Below are 17,942 nucleotides of genomic sequence, written 5' to 3' on the forward strand. Positions count from 1 at the left end.
GCGGTTTCTGCACACGGGCGAACAACGGCGAAGGAAGTCGCCGAACCCCTTCTCAGAACAGGGCGGGCTGCGGGACGTACGCGCGTGCAGGGGCGCCGGCGTCCGGGGCGAGCTCGGCCAGCGTGGGCGGGTCCCACTTCGGATCCCGGTCCTTGTCGACGATCTGCGCGCGGATGCCCTCGACGAGGTCGGGGTGCTCGTTCACGAACCACAGCACGCGGCGGTACTCGCCCTCGAGTGCGGCACGAAGCCCCGAAAGTTCACGCGCCTCGCGCACCGCATCGAGCGTGACAGCGAGGCCGGTCGGCGCGAGGCCCTCGAGAAGGTCCGCGATCGCGGCGGCCTCCGTCGTGCCCTGGGCCTGCAGGCGATCGATGATCTCGATCACGGTCGGAGCGGAGAAGGCGTCATCGATCCACTCCCGCCACGCCGGAAGCCGCGAGGGCTCCGGCGTCTCGTCGAACAGCAGGACGATCTCGCTGGGCCCCGTCGGATCGGCGCGGAAGGCGAGAGCCTCGCTCAAGGCGTCGAGGCGGTCCGACGGCACGAAGTGATCGGCGAAGCCGAGGTACACGGCATCCGCGCCGCTCATCGTCGCTCCGGTGAGGCCGAAGTACTCGCCGAAGCGCCCGGGGGCACGGCCGAGAAGCCAGGTGCCGCCGACGTCGGGCGTGAATCCGATGCGCGTCTCCGGCATCGCGAGCTTCGAGCGCTCCGTGACGATGCGGATCGCCGCGTGCCCGGCCAGGCCGATGCCTCCCCCCATCGTGATGCCGTCGGCGAAGGACACGACCGGCTTGGGGTATTCGGCGATCATCGCGTTCAGCGCGTACTCGGCACGGAAGAACTCCGCGGTCTGATCAGCCTGCCCCGCCACGATCTGCCCGTGCAGAGCCCGCACGTCGCCGCCGGCGCACATGCCGCGATCCCCCGCTCCGTCGAGCAGCACGATCTGCACGTCGGTGTCGTCGCGCCAGGCGTTCAGCGCTGCGGTGAGGCTCTCGATCATGCCGACGTCGAGGGCGTTGATGGCCTCGGGGCGGTTGAGCGTGAGCCGCCCGAGCGCCCCTTCGGTGCGGACGAGGACGCGGGATGCAGCGTGAGAATCGGTCACGCTGGCCAGGCTACCCCTTTCGGCAAGGGCGTCATTCCGCGCGAAATGCGGGATCCGACAGGGTTTTCCGGCAGGATAGGGAGGAACTGTTCAAATGCGACGAGAGGTCACGGATGCCTGAAGGACAGGTGCTCGAGTTCACGCACGTGACGAAGCGCTTCAATGAGGTGACCGCCGTCTCGGACTTCTCCGCGCGCGTCGAGCCCGGAGCCGTCACCGCCTTCCTCGGCCCGAACGGAGCCGGCAAGACCACCACGTTGCGCATCCTGCTCGGCCAGGTGCGCGCCACATCCGGCACGGCGACGATCGGCGGCACGACGTATGCCGAGCTCCGCCAGCCGCTGCGCACGATCGGCGCGGTACTCGAAGAGACCGTCTACCGTCCCCGTCGCACCGCCGAGCGCCAGCTGACCATCGCCGCCAAGGCGAACGGCATCCCGCTGGCACGCGTCGGCGAAGTGCTCTCCCTGGTCGGCCTCGAGGGCGAGGGCGACTCGCGCATCGGCGGCTTCTCGCTCGGCATGCGTCAGCGGCTCAGCGTCGCGAACGCGCTCCTCGGCGACCCCGGGGCCCTCGTCTTCGACGAGCCGGCCAACGGACTCGACCCCGAGGGGATCCGCTGGATGCGACTCCTGATGCGTCGCCTCGCCGACGAGGGACGCACGGTCCTCGTGTCGTCGCACGTCCTCAGCGAGGTCGAACAGGTCGCCGACAACGTGCTCGTGCTCTCGAAGGGCACGCTCGTGCTGGCCAGCGGAATCGAGACGCTCGCCGACCCCAAGGGCGGCTCCGTGATCGTGGACGCCGCGGATCGCGCCGGGCTGACGTCCGCGCTCGCTGCGGCCGGGTTCGACATCGAAGTGCTGCGCTCGGGTCTGACCGTGCGCGGCGGAGACGCCGAGACCGTGGGAGCCGTCGCGGCCGACGCAGGCATCGCCCTGAGCACCCTGGTGCAGCGCGGGCCGACTCTCGAAGACGTCTTCATCGACCTGATGCGGGGTGGCCGGTTCGCGCCGAGCGCTCCCGCAACGGCGACCCCGCTCGTCGCGCCGAACACCCCGGAGATTGCGCCCGAGGAGTCGACTCCCGCAGAGGCCGCTCCCGAAGAAGCATCTCCGGCACCCGCCGACTCCGTGGTCGCCATCCCGGTGGCCGCAGCAGCCGCCTGGGCGGCCGAGGCTGCGTCTGCTCCCGCAGGCGAGGCCGTGGCCTCGAATCTGGCAGCCTCCGTCGGCGCTGACGCATCCGACGTGTCCGACGCATCCGAGGCCTCCGTGGCAGAGAGCGCGGAGAGCGCTGCGGACGAGTCCTCCGCCGACGTGGATTCCACCGATACGATCGCGACCGGAGAGTCGACGTCCGAGGAGGAGACTCCCGCCGAAGACGCTCCGGACGAAGAAGATTCTGTCGACGAAACACCGGGCGAAGAAGCATCGATCGGCGAGTCCGGCGACGTCGCCTCGGGTCCGTTCGAGGTGGGCGACGCTCCGACCCTCGGCGAACAGTCCACAGACGAACAGGCTCCGGCTCGATCCTTCGATGAGATCCTGTTCGGCGCCGCCGTGCCGGCGGACACCGCAGACACGACGCCGTCCGACCTGACCTCCGGTGACGAGGACCACAGCGGGGTCGAGATCTTCGCGGATCTCGACGACGCATCGGTCGCCACGGAATCGGACGCGCTGTCCTCCCACAGCGATGGCCCCTCATCCGCCGACACCGAGGACACCAGCTCTTCCGACGATGACGAGGAGGACCCGCGCTCTGCAGCGGTGAGTTCCATGCTCGCGGCCGCCGCCCGCGCGTACTACGAGGACGAGCCCAAGGACTACCCGTTGGGCGCAGAGGACGAGCCCGCCCAGGGCGAGGCGTCGGACAGCGAGGCTGCGGACAGCGAGGTTGCGGACTTCGAGGCTGCGGACGGCGATACGCCGGAGGCCCCCGCGGAGAACGCACACTGGAGCGTCGCCTCCACGGGCGTCATCGACACCGTGCCCCTGGCCGAGGGTTCCGCGGAAGGCGACGAGACGACTCCCGATGACTCTGACGAGAACACCGGTGAGAACCACGACGGCGAGAACCACGACGGCGAGAACCACGACGGCGAGAACCACGACGGGGATCACCAGCACGGCTGAGCGCCTCGCCGACGAGAACGCCCTCCGGACCTGCGGGTCCGGAGGGCGTTCTGCGTTGAAGGGAGGCCGTGCATCGCGAGGCACCGCCTCCCGACGTCGGCGTCAGGCGGGCCGGGGGCGGATGACGGGGCGTCGTCGTCCCTTCGAGACCGGGACCGGTGCCGTGGCCACGATCTCCTCGACGTTCGCCGGTTCGGTCGACACATCGAGCCGGAGTGCCTGAGTGAGCGCGAGCCCGTGGCTGGTGGTGAGGATCAGTCGGCGGTACTGCGGGTCGCCTTCGAGATCGATCACGACGCTCGGGCGACGCCGGCGGATCAGCACGAAGTCGAGGCTGCCCGCGGCCTTCCAGCTGCCTGCGGCGAGAACACCGGGAATGTGCGTCCCCGGGTTCGGGACTCCGCGGAGCCAGGTCCAGGCGTCTTCCGTCAGCTGCACCTTGGTGATGGTGTCGCGCGCGATACGGAGGTTGTCACGGTGGAAGGTGGCGGCACGTTCGATCGGCGAGAGCACGACCTCCAGTTGCGTCTGGTCCAGCAGCAACGTCACCATGTCCCCCAGTCTGCCAGCGCGGCCCTGCCAGTTGTCTGGAAGTTGCTCACAGGAACGCAACGATCCCTTGTCGATCAGCACCAGTCATCATGATTCCCTTCCGTCATTCGAACATATGTACTATACTCGAAGAATGAAGGCATCTGCGAACAGCATCGATCAGCGCGAGGCCCTGCTCGATGCCTGGGTGGAGAAGCGGCGAGGCATCGCGGCGCTCGAAGCTGAAGCCTCCGCCCTCCTCGCCGATCGACTTCGGCTGCTCGACGACGATGTCCGCGAGCAACCGCAGCATCGCGATTCGATCCATCGGTCGATGATCGCGGAGTACTCTGCGGCCGGTCGCATGTCGAAGGGCAGCATCGAGTACGCCTTCAGCGACGCCCACTTCCTCGAGGCCGAGCACCCCATCGTGCGAGACGCGTTCCGCCGCGGTGCGCTCAGTGCGGCCCATGTCCGAGAGATCGTGCGGGAGGGAATCATCGTGCGGCAGGGGGTCCGCGAGGGTCGAGTAGACGCCGAAACCCTCACCGTCTATGACACGGCGGCGCTCGTCGTGGCCGAACAGGACTCTCCCGCGCGCACCCGCACGATGGTGCGCCAGATCGCCTCCTCCCTCGCCGGCGAGACCGTGGTCGAGCGTCACCGACGGGCCCACGGCGAACGATCGGTCACGTTGAGGGCGCTCGACGACGGCCTCGCACTGCTCCAGGTCGTGCTTCCGGAGTACCTCGCCCACGCGATTCTCGACCGCCTGACGCGGCTCGCACAGCACGTCATCGCCACCCGCGGTGATCGCGCCGCTCGCGCCGACGACTCCCGCCGAGACGACCCTGTGCTCAACAGGTATCCCGTCGACGACACCCGATTCGATGCCCACGTCATCTTCGGTGAGGGCGACACCTTCACGACCGATCCATCCCTAGGCGGCCCGCCCCTCCTGACCGACGAGCGCGGCATCGATGCGGTGCGCGCCGACCTGCTCAGCGACCTACTCCTGACCACCGACCCCTCTACGGCCGAGGGCACCGCGCTGGAGAGCATCCGGGCGCGCATTCAGGTCACGATCGCTGCCGAGACGCTGGCAGGAGGAGACGAACGGCCGGCCGAGCTCGATGGGATCGGCGCGCTGCATCCCGACGTCGCCCGCGATCTCGCCGGTCGCAACGGAGGCTGGTCCCGCCTCTTCCTCGACGGCGCGGGCACCGTGACAGCCACAGCCTCCTACGCCCCGACGACGGCGATGCGGCGGCACCTTCAGGCCCGCGATCAGCATTGTCGATTCCCCGGGTGCCGCACACCGGTCCACAGGTGTCAGGTCGATCACAATCACGACCATGCCAAGGGCGGAAGCACGTCGATCGACAACCTCAGCCACTTCTGCGTGGGACACCACTCGCTGAAGCACCCCGACATCGCCGAGAAGCACCGTTGGCGTGCGAGACAGCTCCCCGGAGGCGACATCGAGTGGACCAGCCCACTCGGCCGCGTCTACACAGACGCGTCACCGCGCCGCGTCATGTTCGTCTGACCGGACTCGCGCCTACGGCCGCGCCGCAGCCGCAGCGGTCGCAGCGACTGGAAGTGCGGCCTCGATCTGCTGCAGTTCCTCCTCGCCGTGTGCGGCGGTGAGGAACCAGGCTTCAAACACGCTCGGCGGAAGAGCGACGCCCTGCTCGCGCAGCGAGTGGAAGAACGGCGCGTAGCGGAACGACTCCTGCGCCTGGGCTTCGACATAGTTGCGCGGCGCCGAGGCCCGGAACGAAGCGTTGAACAGGTTGCCGGCGGTGGCCACCGCGTGCGTGACACCGGCCGACGTGAGCGCGGCGTCGAGCGCGATGGACACCCGAGCGGATGCGGCGTCGACGGTCGCATAGACCTCGGGGGTCGCGAGCCGCAGCGTCGCGAGACCCGCAGCGACCGAGAGCGGGTTTCCGGACAGTGTGCCCGCCTGGTAGACCGGCCCGAGCGGGGCCAGCAGGTCCATGACCTCGGCACGTCCACCGAGCGCGGCCAGCGGCATGCCCCCGCCGACGACCTTGCCGAACGTGAAGATGTCGGGCAGGTAGTCCTCGCCGGCGGCGGCCTGCAGCCCCCAGAATCCGGCCGGGTGCACCCGGAATCCGGTGAGCACCTCGTCGAGGATCATCAGTGCGCCATGAGCATGCGCGGTCTCGGCGATCAGACGGTTGAATCCGGGCAGCGGAGCGACCACGCCCATGTTCGCAGCCGAGGCCTCGACGATGACGGCGGCGATGCGCCGACCGTGCTCGGCGAACACGGCGGCCAGAGCCTCCGGGTCGTTATAGCCGATCACGAGGGTCTGGGCGGCGATCGGCGCGGGCACCCCGGCGGAGCCCGGCAGCGCGAGCGTCGCGACGCCGGAACCGGCTTCCGCGAGAAGGCCGTCGGAGTGGCCGTGGTAGTGACCGGCGAACTTCACGAGCAGGTCGCGACCGGTGGCACCGCGCGCGAGGCGGATGGCCGTCATGGTCGCCTCGGTGCCCGTGGAGACCAGGCGCACGCGCTCGATGGGTCGGGTCTCACCGAACCGCACACGGTCGGCGATCAGCGCGGCGAGTTCGACCTCGCCCTCGGTCGGAGCGCCGAACGAGAGCCCACGGGACGCGGCTTCCTGCACCGCGGCGACGATCTCCGGGTGCGCATGCCCGAGAAGCGCAGGACCCCACGAGGCGACGAGATCGACGTACTCGCGACCGGCGGCATCGGTGACCCTCGCGCCCTTCGCCGAGGCGAGGAACCGCGGCGTGCCGCCGACCGATCCGTAGGCGCGCACCGGCGAGTTGACCCCACCGGGAATCACCGCGCGGGCAGCGGAGAACAGGTCGTCGTTGCGGTCGGTCATGAAGGAGAGCTCCTCGCAGAAGTCAGTCGCGCAGCCAGCCGGCCACTTCGGTGGCCCAGTAGGTGAGCACCGCATCCGCACCGGCGCGGCGGATGGAGAGAAGGGACTCGAGGATGGCCGCGCGACGGTCGATCCACCCGTTCGCACCGGCGGCCTCGATCATGGCGTACTCGCCGGAGACCTGATATGCCCACACTGGAATACTCACGGTGTCGCGCACCTCGCGCAGCACGTCGAGGAAGGCCATCGCCGGCTTCACCATGACGATGTCGGCCCCCTCGGCCTCATCGACGACGGCCTCGCGCACACCCTCGCGCCGGTTGCCCGGGTCGAGCTGGTACGTGCGACGATCGCCGGTGAGCTGAGAGTCGACAGCCTCGCGGAAGGGTCCGTAGAAGGCGCTGGCGTACTTCGCGGCATACGCGAGCAGGAGGGTGTCGGTGAACCCCTCGGCGTCGAGCGCCCGGCGGATCACCGCGACCTGGCCGTCCATCATCCCGGAGAGCCCCAGCAGCTGAGAACCTGCGCGCGCCTGTGCGAGCGCCATCGAGGTGTACCGCTCGAGAGTCGCGTCGTTGTCGACGGAGCCATCGGCGGCCAGAACGCCGCAGTGGCCGTGATCGGTGAACTCGTCCAGGCACAGGTCGGTCTGCACGACGAGCGCGTCGCCGACCTCGGCGGCCAGCGCCTCGGTCGCGACGTTCAGGATGCCGTGCGGATCGTCGGCTCCCGACCCGACGGCGTCGCGGACGGCGGGCACGCCGAACAGCATCACTCCGCCGACACCGGTCTCCGCCGCCTGGACCGCCGCCGCGCGCAGTGAATCCAGGGAGTGCTGAGCGACGCCGGGCATCGAGCCGATCTGCACGGGCTCGGAGATGCCTTCGCGCACGAAGAGCGGAAGCACGAGCTGTCGAGGCTGCAGCGAGGTCTCACGCACGAGATCTCGCACTGCCGGCGACTGCCGCAGACGCCTCAGTCGAACGTCGGGAAAGCTCACGGCGCGAACTCGTCGGCCGCGTGCGGAAGAGTGAAGTGCGAGACCGCATCGATGAGCGCGTCGACGGTCTGGCGGTCGGCGACGACCGACACGGGCAGGCCCGCACGCTGCGCGTCCTTCGCGGTCCGCGGTCCGATCGCGGCGAGCAGCGTCTCGTCCGGGATCTCCGGGAACTGCTCGCGCACCTGCTCGGCGACCGACCCACTGGTGATCAGGATCGCGTTGATCCGTCCGTTCTCGACGTCGCGGCGGATGCGCTCCGTCACCGGCACTCCCACCGTGCGATAGGCGACGACGCCGTGCACGTCGTGACCAGCCTCGGAGAGCAACCGGCTCAGCACCGGCTTCGCGATCTCGCTGCGCAGGGCGAGGATACGGCGCGGCTCCTTCTCGAGGGCGATGAGCTGCTGCGCCATCCCCTCGGCGGAGTTGTCCTGCTCGGGAACCAGCGTCACCTCGTAGCCGACCGCCTGCAGAGCCGCGGCGGTCGTCTCACCGACGGCGGCGATCTTGGTCGCACGCGGCACGACGGCCCGGTGCGCGAAGAGCACGTCGACGGTGGTGGCGCTGGTGACGGTCAGCCAGTCGAACTCCCCCGCGGCCAGTTGCGCGAGCGCGGAGTCGAGCGTCGCCTGATCGGTCGTCGGCGCGAAGTTGATGAGCGGCGCGACGACGGGCACGGCGCCCAGCGCGCGCAGACTCGCGGCGACGCTGTCGCCCCACGGCCCGCCACGGGGCACGAGGATGCGCCAGCCGTCCAGCGGTCGGTCCTGCTTGATTTCGGAAGTGGTCATGAGGATTGCTCTCGGGATACGAGGCCGGCCGCCCCTTGATCGAGCAGCCGACGGGCAACAGTGAACCCGAGCTCGCGCGCTGCGTGCATCGGGTCTGCACCATCGGCAGCATCCGCTCCATTGCCACTGCCGTTCCGACGAATATACTCCCCGTTCAGGTCTTCGGTGACGTCGAGGCCGATCCGGCGCCCTCCGTCAGCGGCATAGACGACCGTCCTGACCCGGATCGAGGAGCCGTCCACCACGGCGTGCGCGGCCATCGGCGCCTGGCATCCGGCATCCAGTCCCTGCAGGATCGCGCGCTCGACGGTGATGGCCAGACGGGTGTCGGCGTCGTCGAGACCGGCGAGAGCCGCGAGCAGCTCTTCCGGTGCATCGGCACGGGTCTCGACGGCGAGCGATCCCTGCCCGGGCGCGGTCGGCCATTCGGCGAGACCGAGCTCTTCCCGTCGCAGCGGAGACTTCGCTCCGAGTCTCGAGAGGCCCGCCGCCGCGAGGATCACCGCATCCAGCTCCCCGGACGCGACCCGGGCGAGACGGGAGTCGACGTTGCCGCGGATGTCGACCACCTCGGCGCCCGGCGCCCGACGACGCACCTGCGCGATACGCCGCGGCGAACCGGTTCCGACCGTGCTGCCGGAGCGCAGTTCGTGCAGTGCGGTGCCATCGCGGGTGAGGACAACATCGCGCGGATCCTCACGCTTCGGCGTCGCGGCGATCACGAGGCCATCGGGGATCGCCGTCGGCAGATCCTTCAGCGAGTGCACGAGAAAATCGCACTCCCCCGCGAACAGCGCCTCGCGAAGGCGCGTGGCGAAGATGCCCTGGCCGCCGATCTCGGAGAGGGATGCACGATTCGTGTCGCCCTCGCTGGTGATCGGGACGAGTTCGACCCGACGCCCCGAGAGCTTCTCGAGGGCCGTGGCGACATGGCCCGACTGCGCCTGCGCGAGCGCACTGCGACGGGTACCCAGACGGATGGGGGTGCTCATGGGCTTACTGGAGGACGTCCGCGATCTCGTCGAATCGGAGCCTGCGCCCCGTGTAGAAGGGCACCTCCTCCTTCACATACATGCGGGCGTCGGTGTAGCGGAGGTCGCGCATCATGTCGACGAGGTCGGTGAGCTCATCGGCCTCGAGCGGAAGCAGCCACTCGTAGTCGCCGAGCGCGAACGACGCGACGGTGTTCGCGAGCACACCCTTGAAGGCGGCACCCTTGCGGCCGTGGTCGGCGAGCATCTTGCGACGCTCCTCCTCCGGCGCGAGGTACCACTCGGGCGTGCGCACGAACGGGTACAGGCACAGCCATTCCTTGGGGTCGACCCCGCGGAGGAAGCCCGGAACGTGCGAGCGGTTGAACTCGGCGTCGCGGTGCACGCCCATCACGTTCCACACCGGGAGCAGCGCACGCAGGAGTTCGGTGCGACGAAGGCGGCGGAGCGCCTTCTGCAGTTCCTCGGCGGTGTCGCCGTGCAGCCACACCATGAGGTCGGCATCGGCCTTGAGGCCGGAGACGTCGTAGAAGCCGCGGACGGTGACGCCGGAGTCCTCGATGTAGGAGACGATCGTCTCGAGCTCGGTCGAGTCGGTCTCCGTCACAGGGACGTCGGGGTTTCGTCGCCAGACAGCCCAGAGGGTGAAGCCGGACGGGTTCTCATCGCGCTCTTCGGACATCATGCTCCCCAGTCTGCCTCGTTTGCGCAGGAGCCGCTAATCACCCGCGAGGGCTGCTCACGGCATCCTGGAATGCTGCACCTCAGCGCGAGAGGAAGCGCGCGATCGCCCAGACCGCGCCCCCCACCGCCGCGGCGATGCCGACCGCGGCGGCGATCGCCCCGATCGGGTTGCGGTCCGCGAACACGCGGGCCTTCGCCGCCGCACGCGTCGATGCCTTCTCGACCCGGCGTGGGATGTTCCCCTTGACCTCGATCGCCGCGAGGGCGGCCTTCAGCTCGGCGCGGGCCGAGGCGACGGGGTCGACGATCCCGCCGGGAACGGCGGTGCGCGGCAGCGACTCAGAATTCGTCATCGCCGGCCTCCTTCACGAGTCGGATGTCCTCGGCGACGGCCTGCGCCGGGTTCTGGCGCGCGAGCACCTTGCGGAACTTGAGGATCCCGAGCAGCGCGAACAGCAGCACGGCGAGGATCAGGATGCCGAACACCGCGATCGCGGAGAGCCACACGGGCCACCAGGAGGACAGCCCGGCGATCGCGAACACGAGGATCACCGGCACGGCCCAGAACAGGAAGAACAGCGCGACGAGGAACCACACGGAACCGATGCCGGCGTCCTTCGAGGTGCGCGAGATCCACGCCTTCGCGGCGTCGATCTCGGCCTTGACCAGATTCGTGACGAGTTCCGGCAGGTCTCCGAGGAGAGTCAGCAGGCTGTCGTCGGCGCGATCGCGGTATCCGCGGGGCATGTCAGGCGCCGGACTTCTTGGGGGCGGACTTCGCAGCCGGCTTCTTGGCCGCGGGCTTCTTCGCGGCGGGCTTGGCTGCGGTCTTGGTCGACGTCTTGCTCGACGAGGCATTCGACGACGCGGTGGCCTTCGCGGCTTCGACCGCCTCTTCCGTCGCCTCGGCGAGGTCTTCCGCCGCCTCGCGTCCGGTGGCGATGGCGGAGTCGAGCCGCTGACCGGGCGTGCCGTTGCCGCTGACCGACTTCGCGACCTTCACGACCCCGGTCCAGAGAGCGCCGGGGACGGCCGCGGCCTTGTCGCCGACGAAGCCCTTGACCTTGGTGACCTGCTCCTGCACGGGATCGAGGTTCCACACCTTGAGCCACTGCGTCTTGATCTGCTCGTAGCGCTCACGTCCGGCACGGGTGCCGAGGACGTAGCCCACGCCGAGCCCGACGACGAGTCCGATCTTCCCCTTCATGGGGTCTCCTCACCTTGTTCCGGTAGTCCGGCCAGATTCGCCCGGTTGGGACCGGCCGCAGGCTTTCGCACCCCGCGGCCAGGTACCCAGCGTAACCCCGTATGCCGATTTCGGCATCTATGGGTCAGAGGGTTGACACGGAGGGCACTCCCACTCCGACGATCAGTCCCACAACAGGGCGCGTCGCAGACGGTCGGCCTCGTCCCGCGCGTCCGGGACCACCTGAGCGAGCCCCGTTCCCGCCAGCCAGGCCCCCACCGCGGCCACACCGGGCACCGCCTGGACAGCTGCGCGCGCCGCTGTGCGCCTTTCTCCGGACCCGATGATCGACGCCGGCTGCGACTGCACGAAGCGCCCACGATGCGAGGCGACGACGGCCGCAGGGCCGATGGCGACGCCGAGCAGGGCGGCGGCTTCTCGCCGCGCCAGGTCTGCGGCCGCGTCGTCGCTCAGGCCCGCGGTGGCCGCCGGCTCGCCCTGCGCGCCGAACGACACCCGGACGATCTGCCGAGCACCTGCGGCCTCGCGCACCCAGCCCCACTTCGCCGTCGAGTGGGTGAGCGCCTTGGCGGTGTGGCTGCCCGGGACGGTGAGCACGCCGGTACCGCGGGGCGGGGTGGCGAGTTCCGGCGCGTCGAGCAGGAGGGTGACGATCTCGATCTCGGGAGAGGCTGCGGCCTCTGTCTTCAGAAGGTCGGGCACCGCCGAGGCGAGGAGTTCCCGCGCTGCGGATTCGGGGGTCGCGATGATGACGGCGTCGGCGGCGAGCTCCTCGATCACGGGCGGCACGGAATCCTCGACGGCCGCCTGCAGCTCGACCACGAGCGCGTCTGCGTCGTCGACGCTCGAGGGAACCTCACGGGTAGGCGCGACCTCGACGTCGACAGTCCAGGCCGCCCCCACCTTGCGCACACGGCGCACGCGCACGCCCGTGCGCACGTCGGCGTCGAGCCGCACCAGGTCGGCGGCGAGCGCGTCGACGAGGGTGCTCATACCTCCGGAGAGTCCCTCCACGGCGGCTCCCGGTGTCGTAGAGGGGGTCTTCGCTGCTGGCGACTTCGCCCCCGACGCGGCGTGAGAGGCTTTCGCCGCAGCCTCGTCACGGAGCGTCTGCACGGCCCCCGAGAGGGAGCCGACCCGGGTCAGGGCGGCATTGAGTCCGGGCGCCGCGACATCGATGTCGACGTCGTCGGGAGAGGCGGAGTAGACACCGGTCGTCACGGGAGCGACGAGGCGATCCCGCACCTTCGCCCCCATGCGCGAGGCGACGAGCTTGCCGAGGCTGAGCTGGTGGCCGATCGTGAGTGGCGGCCGCACGCGATCCAGATAGGCGCGCCAGACGCCGGACCACCCGATGATGCGGCGGACGTCGGGCTGGAAAGGGTTGGCGGGGATGCCGAGGATGCCGCCGGCCGGGAGAGGTGCCGCGCCCACTCCGGGAATGCCGGCGAGCCATGCGCCGCCGGCCTGCGGGACCACGATGCGGTCGGCCAGTCCCAGCTCCTCGACGAGCGCTCGCACGAGGCCACCCCTGGTCGCGTAGCTCTCGGCGCCGGCATCGACGATCACGCCATCCAGATCGACTCGACGGATCGCGCCACCCAGATCGTCGGCAGCTTCGAGCACGGTGACGCGCATCCCGACCTTGGCGCACTCCCGCGCAGCGACGAGGCCCCCGATGCCGCCTCCGACCACGACGACATGCTTGTCCGCCGCACGGGCGGCGAGGTCGGACGGCTCGGCAGCGGAGGGCTCAGGGCTCATGCGTCAATTCTCGCACCGGGCCGGTCGGGCCCCGGCGACGGACGGTTCACGCCTCGACGGGCTCCGACGCACCGCGCCCGCGCTTGCGCACCTCGCGCAGCACGATCTGCTCAGGGCACACCGTGGAGAGGAAGTCGCCGACCGAGAGAGCCAGGCGCTCGCCGACGAGGGAGTAGAGGATGCGATTGGCGTCGCGGCGCTCGCTGATGAGTCCGGCCTGGCGGAGCACGCTCAGATGACGGGAGATGGTCGGGCCGCTCGCGGAGAAGCGCGACGCGATCTCGCCGGCCGCGAGCTCACCGTCTTTCAGGTCCTGCAGGATCTGGCGCCGGGTAGGGTGCGCCAGCGCTGCGAAGATGTCGGTCGCGCTGTCTGCCATGGTTGCAATATAGCACCTTTGCTAGATAGTGTTTAGCCGCGTAGCTAATGAGCGAAGGAGAGGCATCATGCGAGTTGCCATCACGGGCGGTACCGGTTTCGTCGGCAGGAACCTCGCCGAACGTCTCGACGATGCGGTCGTCGTCTCCCGTCGAAACGGCGTCGACATCACCGACGTCGACGCGCTGGCCTCCGCGTTCGAGGGGTGCGACGCCGTCGCGCACTGCGCCGGGATCAACCGCGAGATCGGAGAGCAGACCTTCCGTCGCGTGCACGTCGACGGCACGAGAGCCGTCGTGGAGGCCGCTCGCCGCGCGGGTGTGCAGCGCATCGTCCTCGTCAGCTTCCTCCGGGCACGCCCCGACTGCGGGTCCGGCTATCACGAGTCGAAGTGGGAGGCGGAGCAGATCGTGCGCGTCTCCGGCATCCCGCACACGATCCTCAAGTCCGGCATGATCTACGGCCCCGGCGACCACATGATCGACCACGTGACCAAGGCGGTGCGGACCCTGCCGTTCTTCTGGACCGTCGGATATCGCGAGCGCACGGCACGGCCGGTACCGGTCGAGGATGCGGTCGATGTGCTCGTCGCCGCTCTCGAGGGCCGCATCGAGGAACCGACGATCGCCGTCATGGGAGCCGACGAGATCACGCTCGGCGAGGCCATCCGCCGCATCGCCCGCGTCGCCGGACGCCGACCCGCCTTCGTCCCCGTGCCGACATGGATGGTGCGCGCACTGGCGCAGGTGACGGAGTGGACCATGGTCGTGCCGCTCGTCGCGAAGGCCCAGGCGCGGATGCTCGCCGAAGGCGTGAGCGAACCCGCGCCGTTCGCTCCGGAAGCGCCCCTCGGGATCCGGCCGTCACGCCCGTTCGACGATGCGCGCATCCGCGAAGCACTTCCGCAGGGACGCTTCACCCTCGACGACCTGCGGATCACGCACCGCCTGCAGCCGGCACGGAGGGCCTGAGGTCAGATCGCGTGCGCCAGCTCGACGATGCGGGTGAGCTGGTCGGGATCGGTCTCCGGAGGAACGCCGTGGCCGAGGTTGAGGATGTGGGCTCGCGCCGCACGGCCGCGCTCGACGACGTCGCGTACGTGGGCCTCGAGCACCGGCCACGGGGCTGCGAGGAGCGCCGGGTCGATGTTGCCCTGCACCGTGACATCCGGCCCGAGGATCGCGGCCGCTTCGTCGAGCGGCTGGCGCCAGTCGACTCCCACCCCGTCGGCCGCACCGTCGAGGCGCATGTCGGCGAGGAACGGGCCGGTGCCGACGCCGAAGTGGATCGTCGGCAGACCGATGCCCGCAAGCGCCGCGTGCGAATGCGGGGCGACGAAGGCGCGGTAGTCGGCGGTGCTGAGGGATCCTGCCCAGCTGTCGAAGAGCTGGACGACCGAGGCTCCGGCGTCGCGCTGCGTCTCGAGGAAGCGGCGAGAGACCTTGGCGAGCCAGCCAGCCAGACGGTTCCACGAGTCCGGGTCGGAGTGCATCATGGCCCTGGCCCGCAGGTGCTCCTTGGAGGGACCGCCCTCGACGAGATAGGCCGCGAGCGTGAAGGGCGCGCCCGCGAACCCGATCAGCGGGGTGTCGCCCAATTCCGCCGTGACGAGACGGACCGCTTCGGCGATGGCCGTGCCGTCCAGGTCGTCCGGGTCGATCGCGGTGATGCGCTCGACGTCGGCTGCCGTACGCACCGGGTTCGCGAACACCGGGCCGCGACCGGGCTCGATCTCGACATCGACGCCGGCGAGGCGCAGCGGGATCACGATGTCGCTGAAGAACACGGCCGCATCGACCCCGTGGCGACGCACCGGCTGCAGAGTGATCTCGGCGGCGAGGTCAGGGGTGAGGCAGGCATCGAGCATCCTGGTTCCGACGCGCAGCTCGCGGTACTCGGGCAACGACCGGCCGGCCTGTCGCATGAACCACACCGGAGGGTGGGCAGGACGGTCGCCGGCGAGGGCGCGCAGGAGCGGGGCGTCGGAGAGGGCCATGCGTCCATCCTCCCATCCGCGCCTTATGGAGCCGCCGAGTTCGACGGGTCGGACCCTCGCCCGCAGACGCTCCGGTACAATCGATCTGTGCTGCTGTGTGTGACGGCGAGTCACAAGACCGCCTCCTTCGAATTGCTCGAACGCCTGAGCCGCACCCCCGACGACGTCGCTCCCACCATCGTGGGCATGACGCCGTGCGTGCAGGGTGCGGTCGTCCTGGCGACGTGCAACCGGTTCGAGGCGTACGTGGAAATGGACGAACCGGTCACCGCCGCCGGCGCCATCGGCGTCGAGGCCGTGATCGAGGCGGTCGAGTCCGCGACCGGCATCTCCGCCGCCGACCTCGACGGCGCCTACACCGTGCACTCGGGTCGACGCGTTGCCGAGCACCTCTTCTCCGTCGCCTCCGGCCTCGAATCCGTCGTCTCCGGCGAGGGCGAGATCGCCGGCCAGGTGCGCCGCGCCCTCAAGTCCGCCCGCAAGGACGGCACCACCTCGCCCGAGCTCGAGCGCCTCTTCCAGCGCGCCAGCCAGGCACAGCGCAAGGTCAAGAACGTCACCGCCCTCGGTCGTGCCGGCCGCTCGCTCGTGCGCCTCGCGCTCGAACTCGCCGACAGCCGCATCGCCGACTGGTCCGCCGAGCGCGTGCTTCTGGTCGGCACCGGCGCCTACGCCGCGGTCACTCTCGCCACGCTCCGCGAGCGCGGCGCCGTGAACATCTCGGTGTACTCGCCCTCCGGCCGCGCCGAGGTCTTCGCCGCGAAGCACGGCATCCGTCCGATCACCGCCGACGAGTACGCCCGCACCGCTGCACACTCGAGCCTGCTCATCACCTGCACCACGGCCACCGAACCGGTGCTCGGCCCCGAGCACCTGCAGCTGCCGACAGGTCCCGCCGCAGCCGGCTGCCCCGTGGGCGCGCACAGCCAGCTCGTGGTCGATCTGGGCATGCCGCGCAACGTCGACCCCGCCGTCGCCTCCCTCGAGGGCGTCGCACTGCTCGACCTCGAGACCATCCGCCTGCACGCACCGCTCGAAGAACTGCAGGCGACGGATGCCGCGCGCAGCGTCGTCCGCGAAGCCGCCGAGACGTTCCATGTCGTGGGCGCGCGTCAGAGCGTGACCCCGTCGGTCGTGGCCTTCCGCTCGCACATCTTCGAGCTGCTCGAACGCGAGATCGATCGTGCCCGGGCGCGCGGCGACGAGGACGGCAAGGTCGAACAGGCCCTGCGTCACCTCTCCGGCGTGCTGCTGCACACTCCGACCGTGCGCGCTCACGAGCTCGCCGCGGCGGGTCGTGCCGACGAGTTCACCGCGGCACTGGCCGCGCTCTACGGCATCGCACCCGAGGCTGAGTCGTCGGAGGACGCCGCCACCGCCTGACACGCGCACGCGTGGGTGGGACACTGGAGGCATGGCCCTTCACATCACCGGAGACACCGCCGCCGACGAGCTGCTGACCGACAATCCGCTCGCCCTCCTCGTGGGGATGCTGCTCGACCAGCAGGTTCCGATGGAGACCGCGTTCGCCGGTCCGCTCAAGATCGAGCAGCGCACCGGAGCAGCCGACGCCGCGACGATCGCCGGCATGGCACCGGACGAGTTCCTCGAGGCGTTCAAGCAGACTCCGGCCGTGCACCGTTTCCCCGGGTCCATGGCGACACGCGTGCAGACACTGTGCCAGACCCTCGTCGACGACTGGGACGGCGACGCCGCCACGCTGTGGACCGAAGGGGACCCGTCGGGGCCCGAGGTGCTGAAGCGACTGAAAGCCCTTCCCGGCTTCGGCGAGCAGAAGGCCAAGATCTTCCTCGCCCTCCTCGGCAAGCAGTACGGCTTCACGGGCGAGGGGTGGCGTGAGGCCTCCGCTCCCTATGGTGAGGACGGGTCGTACCGCAGCGTCGCCGACATCGTCTCGCCGGACTCGCTCGCGAAGGTGCGCGAGCACAAGAAGGCCATGAAGGCCGCGGCGAAGGCCCCGAAGTGAAACCCACGGGGGACGATGTCGCGGGGCTCATCGCCCGCTCCTCCCCCGCGGTCCGCCGCCGGGACGCCGAGACCCTGACCGCGCTCATGCAGGAGATCACCGGACGCGAACCGCAGACCTGGGGCACGATCATCGGGTTCGGATCCTGCCACTACCGCTACCCCACCGGCACGGAGGGCGACAGCGGACTGCTCGGCTTCGCACCGCGCAAGGCCGCCACCACGATCTACCTGTTCGACGGCGTGGCCGAGCACGCCGAGGCCCTGGCGGAGCTCGGCCCGCATACCACCGGCGTCGGCTGCCTGTACATCAAGGACCTCAAGCAGATCGACCTCGACGTGCTGCGCGGCATCCTGGAGCGCTCACTCGCCTGGGTCGAGGCCGGCGGCACCTCCGAGGTGCAGCTCACCGTCACGGGCTGAGTCGCGTCGCGAGCATGCTCGCAGGGTTCGAGGTTCGAGACCCATGCTGCG

General features: G+C 70.0%; 19 protein-coding genes. 6 read left to right on the forward strand and 13 right to left on the reverse strand.

Annotation, left to right across the window (positions count from 1 at the left end; translation table 11 throughout):
- Positions 1–52: 52 nt before the first annotated feature.
- A complete protein-coding gene (locus MST3598_RS15945; protein ID WP_029258536.1) occupies positions 53–1,114 on the reverse strand; it encodes an enoyl-CoA hydratase/isomerase family protein in 1,062 nt (353 codons plus the stop codon).
- Positions 1,115–1,227: 113 nt separating this feature from the next.
- On the opposite strand from MST3598_RS15945, the gene MST3598_RS18620 reads away from it, so the two are divergent.
- Entirely contained in the window at positions 1,228–3,252 is a 2,025-nt protein-coding gene (locus MST3598_RS18620) for an ATP-binding cassette domain-containing protein (protein WP_096359638.1), read from the forward strand.
- 102 nt (positions 3,253–3,354) lie between these two features.
- Here the strand turns inward: MST3598_RS18620 and MST3598_RS15955 are convergent, their stop codons facing one another.
- Positions 3,355–3,804, reverse strand: coding sequence for a hypothetical protein (locus tag MST3598_RS15955; protein ID WP_021198274.1), 450 nt, complete (start codon positions 3,802–3,804; stop codon positions 3,355–3,357).
- Positions 3,805–3,937: 133 nt separating this feature from the next.
- Between MST3598_RS15955 and MST3598_RS15960 the strand changes: the two genes are divergently transcribed.
- Positions 3,938–5,332: an HNH endonuclease signature motif containing protein gene (locus MST3598_RS15960; RefSeq protein WP_029258538.1), complete on the forward strand. Its 1,395-nt coding sequence runs from the start codon at positions 3,938–3,940 to the stop codon at positions 5,330–5,332.
- Positions 5,333–5,344: 12 nt separating this feature from the next.
- On the opposite strand, the gene hemL is transcribed toward MST3598_RS15960, so the two are convergent.
- From hemL to MST3598_RS16010, 10 genes are all read right to left on the reverse strand, one after another.
- Positions 5,345–6,667, reverse strand: coding sequence for a glutamate-1-semialdehyde 2,1-aminomutase (gene hemL / locus MST3598_RS15965; RefSeq protein WP_029258539.1), 1,323 nt, complete (start codon positions 6,665–6,667; stop codon positions 5,345–5,347).
- A 22-nt stretch (positions 6,668–6,689) separates the two neighbouring features.
- Positions 6,690–7,667 carry a porphobilinogen synthase gene (hemB, locus tag MST3598_RS15970; protein ID WP_029258540.1) on the reverse strand — a complete coding sequence of 326 codons (978 nt, stop codon included), beginning with the start codon at positions 7,665–7,667 and terminating at the stop codon, positions 6,690–6,692.
- A complete protein-coding gene (locus tag MST3598_RS15975; RefSeq protein ID WP_021198270.1) occupies positions 7,664–8,461 on the reverse strand; it encodes a uroporphyrinogen-III synthase in 798 nt (265 codons plus the stop codon). Before MST3598_RS15975 ends, hemB begins: the two co-directional genes overlap by 4 nt.
- On the reverse strand, positions 8,458–9,453 hold the full coding sequence (gene hemC / locus MST3598_RS15980) for a hydroxymethylbilane synthase (protein ID WP_021198269.1): 996 nt from the start codon (positions 9,451–9,453) through the stop codon (positions 8,458–8,460). The genes MST3598_RS15975 and hemC overlap by 4 nt, the downstream gene beginning before the upstream one ends.
- Before the next feature lie 4 nt (positions 9,454–9,457).
- Positions 9,458–10,138: a hydrogen peroxide-dependent heme synthase gene (gene hemQ / locus MST3598_RS15985; RefSeq protein WP_021198268.1), complete on the reverse strand. Its 681-nt coding sequence runs from the start codon at positions 10,136–10,138 to the stop codon at positions 9,458–9,460.
- Positions 10,139–10,217: 79 nt separating this feature from the next.
- Positions 10,218–10,490 carry a hypothetical protein gene (locus MST3598_RS15990; RefSeq protein ID WP_021198267.1) on the reverse strand — a complete coding sequence of 91 codons (273 nt, stop codon included), beginning with the start codon at positions 10,488–10,490 and terminating at the stop codon, positions 10,218–10,220.
- The gene (locus MST3598_RS15995; protein ID WP_021198266.1) at positions 10,477–10,884 is read right to left on the reverse strand and encodes a phage holin family protein; all 408 of its coding nucleotides are present in this window, start codon (positions 10,882–10,884) and stop codon (positions 10,477–10,479) included. Before MST3598_RS15995 ends, MST3598_RS15990 begins: the two co-directional genes overlap by 14 nt.
- Before the next feature lies 1 nt (position 10,885).
- Positions 10,886–11,344 (reverse strand): hypothetical protein, encoded by a 459-nt coding sequence (locus tag MST3598_RS16000; RefSeq protein WP_021198265.1) that lies wholly within the window; start codon positions 11,342–11,344, stop codon positions 10,886–10,888.
- Between the two features lie 162 nt (positions 11,345–11,506).
- Positions 11,507–13,108 carry a protoporphyrinogen/coproporphyrinogen oxidase gene (locus MST3598_RS16005; protein ID WP_029258541.1) on the reverse strand — a complete coding sequence of 534 codons (1,602 nt, stop codon included), beginning with the start codon at positions 13,106–13,108 and terminating at the stop codon, positions 11,507–11,509.
- A gap of 46 nt (positions 13,109–13,154) precedes the next feature.
- Positions 13,155–13,487 (reverse strand): metalloregulator ArsR/SmtB family transcription factor, encoded by a 333-nt coding sequence (locus tag MST3598_RS16010; protein ID WP_021198263.1) that lies wholly within the window; start codon positions 13,485–13,487, stop codon positions 13,155–13,157.
- A 67-nt stretch (positions 13,488–13,554) separates the two neighbouring features.
- Between MST3598_RS16010 and MST3598_RS16015 the strand changes: the two genes are divergently transcribed.
- A complete protein-coding gene (locus MST3598_RS16015) occupies positions 13,555–14,457 on the forward strand; it encodes an NAD(P)H-binding protein (RefSeq protein WP_029258542.1) in 903 nt (300 codons plus the stop codon).
- A 2-nt stretch (positions 14,458–14,459) separates the two neighbouring features.
- On the opposite strand, the gene hemE is transcribed toward MST3598_RS16015, so the two are convergent.
- Complete coding sequence (hemE, locus tag MST3598_RS16020) at positions 14,460–15,482, reverse strand: uroporphyrinogen decarboxylase (protein ID WP_029258543.1); 1,023 nt, start codon at positions 15,480–15,482, stop codon at positions 14,460–14,462.
- An 87-nt stretch (positions 15,483–15,569) separates the two neighbouring features.
- Between hemE and MST3598_RS16025 the strand changes: the two genes are divergently transcribed.
- The 3 genes from MST3598_RS16025 to MST3598_RS16035 are packed head-to-tail and all read left to right on the forward strand — an operon-like array spanning position 15,570 to position 17,891.
- On the forward strand, positions 15,570–16,865 hold the full coding sequence (locus MST3598_RS16025) for a glutamyl-tRNA reductase (RefSeq protein ID WP_029258544.1): 1,296 nt from the start codon (positions 15,570–15,572) through the stop codon (positions 16,863–16,865).
- Between the two features lie 31 nt (positions 16,866–16,896).
- On the forward strand, positions 16,897–17,469 hold the full coding sequence (locus MST3598_RS16030; protein WP_029258545.1) for an HhH-GPD-type base excision DNA repair protein: 573 nt from the start codon (positions 16,897–16,899) through the stop codon (positions 17,467–17,469).
- Positions 17,466–17,891 carry a DUF1801 domain-containing protein gene (locus MST3598_RS16035; RefSeq protein ID WP_029258546.1) on the forward strand — a complete coding sequence of 142 codons (426 nt, stop codon included), beginning with the start codon at positions 17,466–17,468 and terminating at the stop codon, positions 17,889–17,891. Before MST3598_RS16030 ends, MST3598_RS16035 begins: the two co-directional genes overlap by 4 nt.
- The last annotated feature ends 51 nt before the right edge of the window (positions 17,892–17,942 follow it).

The organism is Microbacterium sp. TPU 3598 (assembly GCF_002356155.1).
GTDB classification, from domain to species: Bacteria; Actinomycetota; Actinomycetes; order Actinomycetales; family Microbacteriaceae; genus Microbacterium; species Microbacterium maritypicum_A.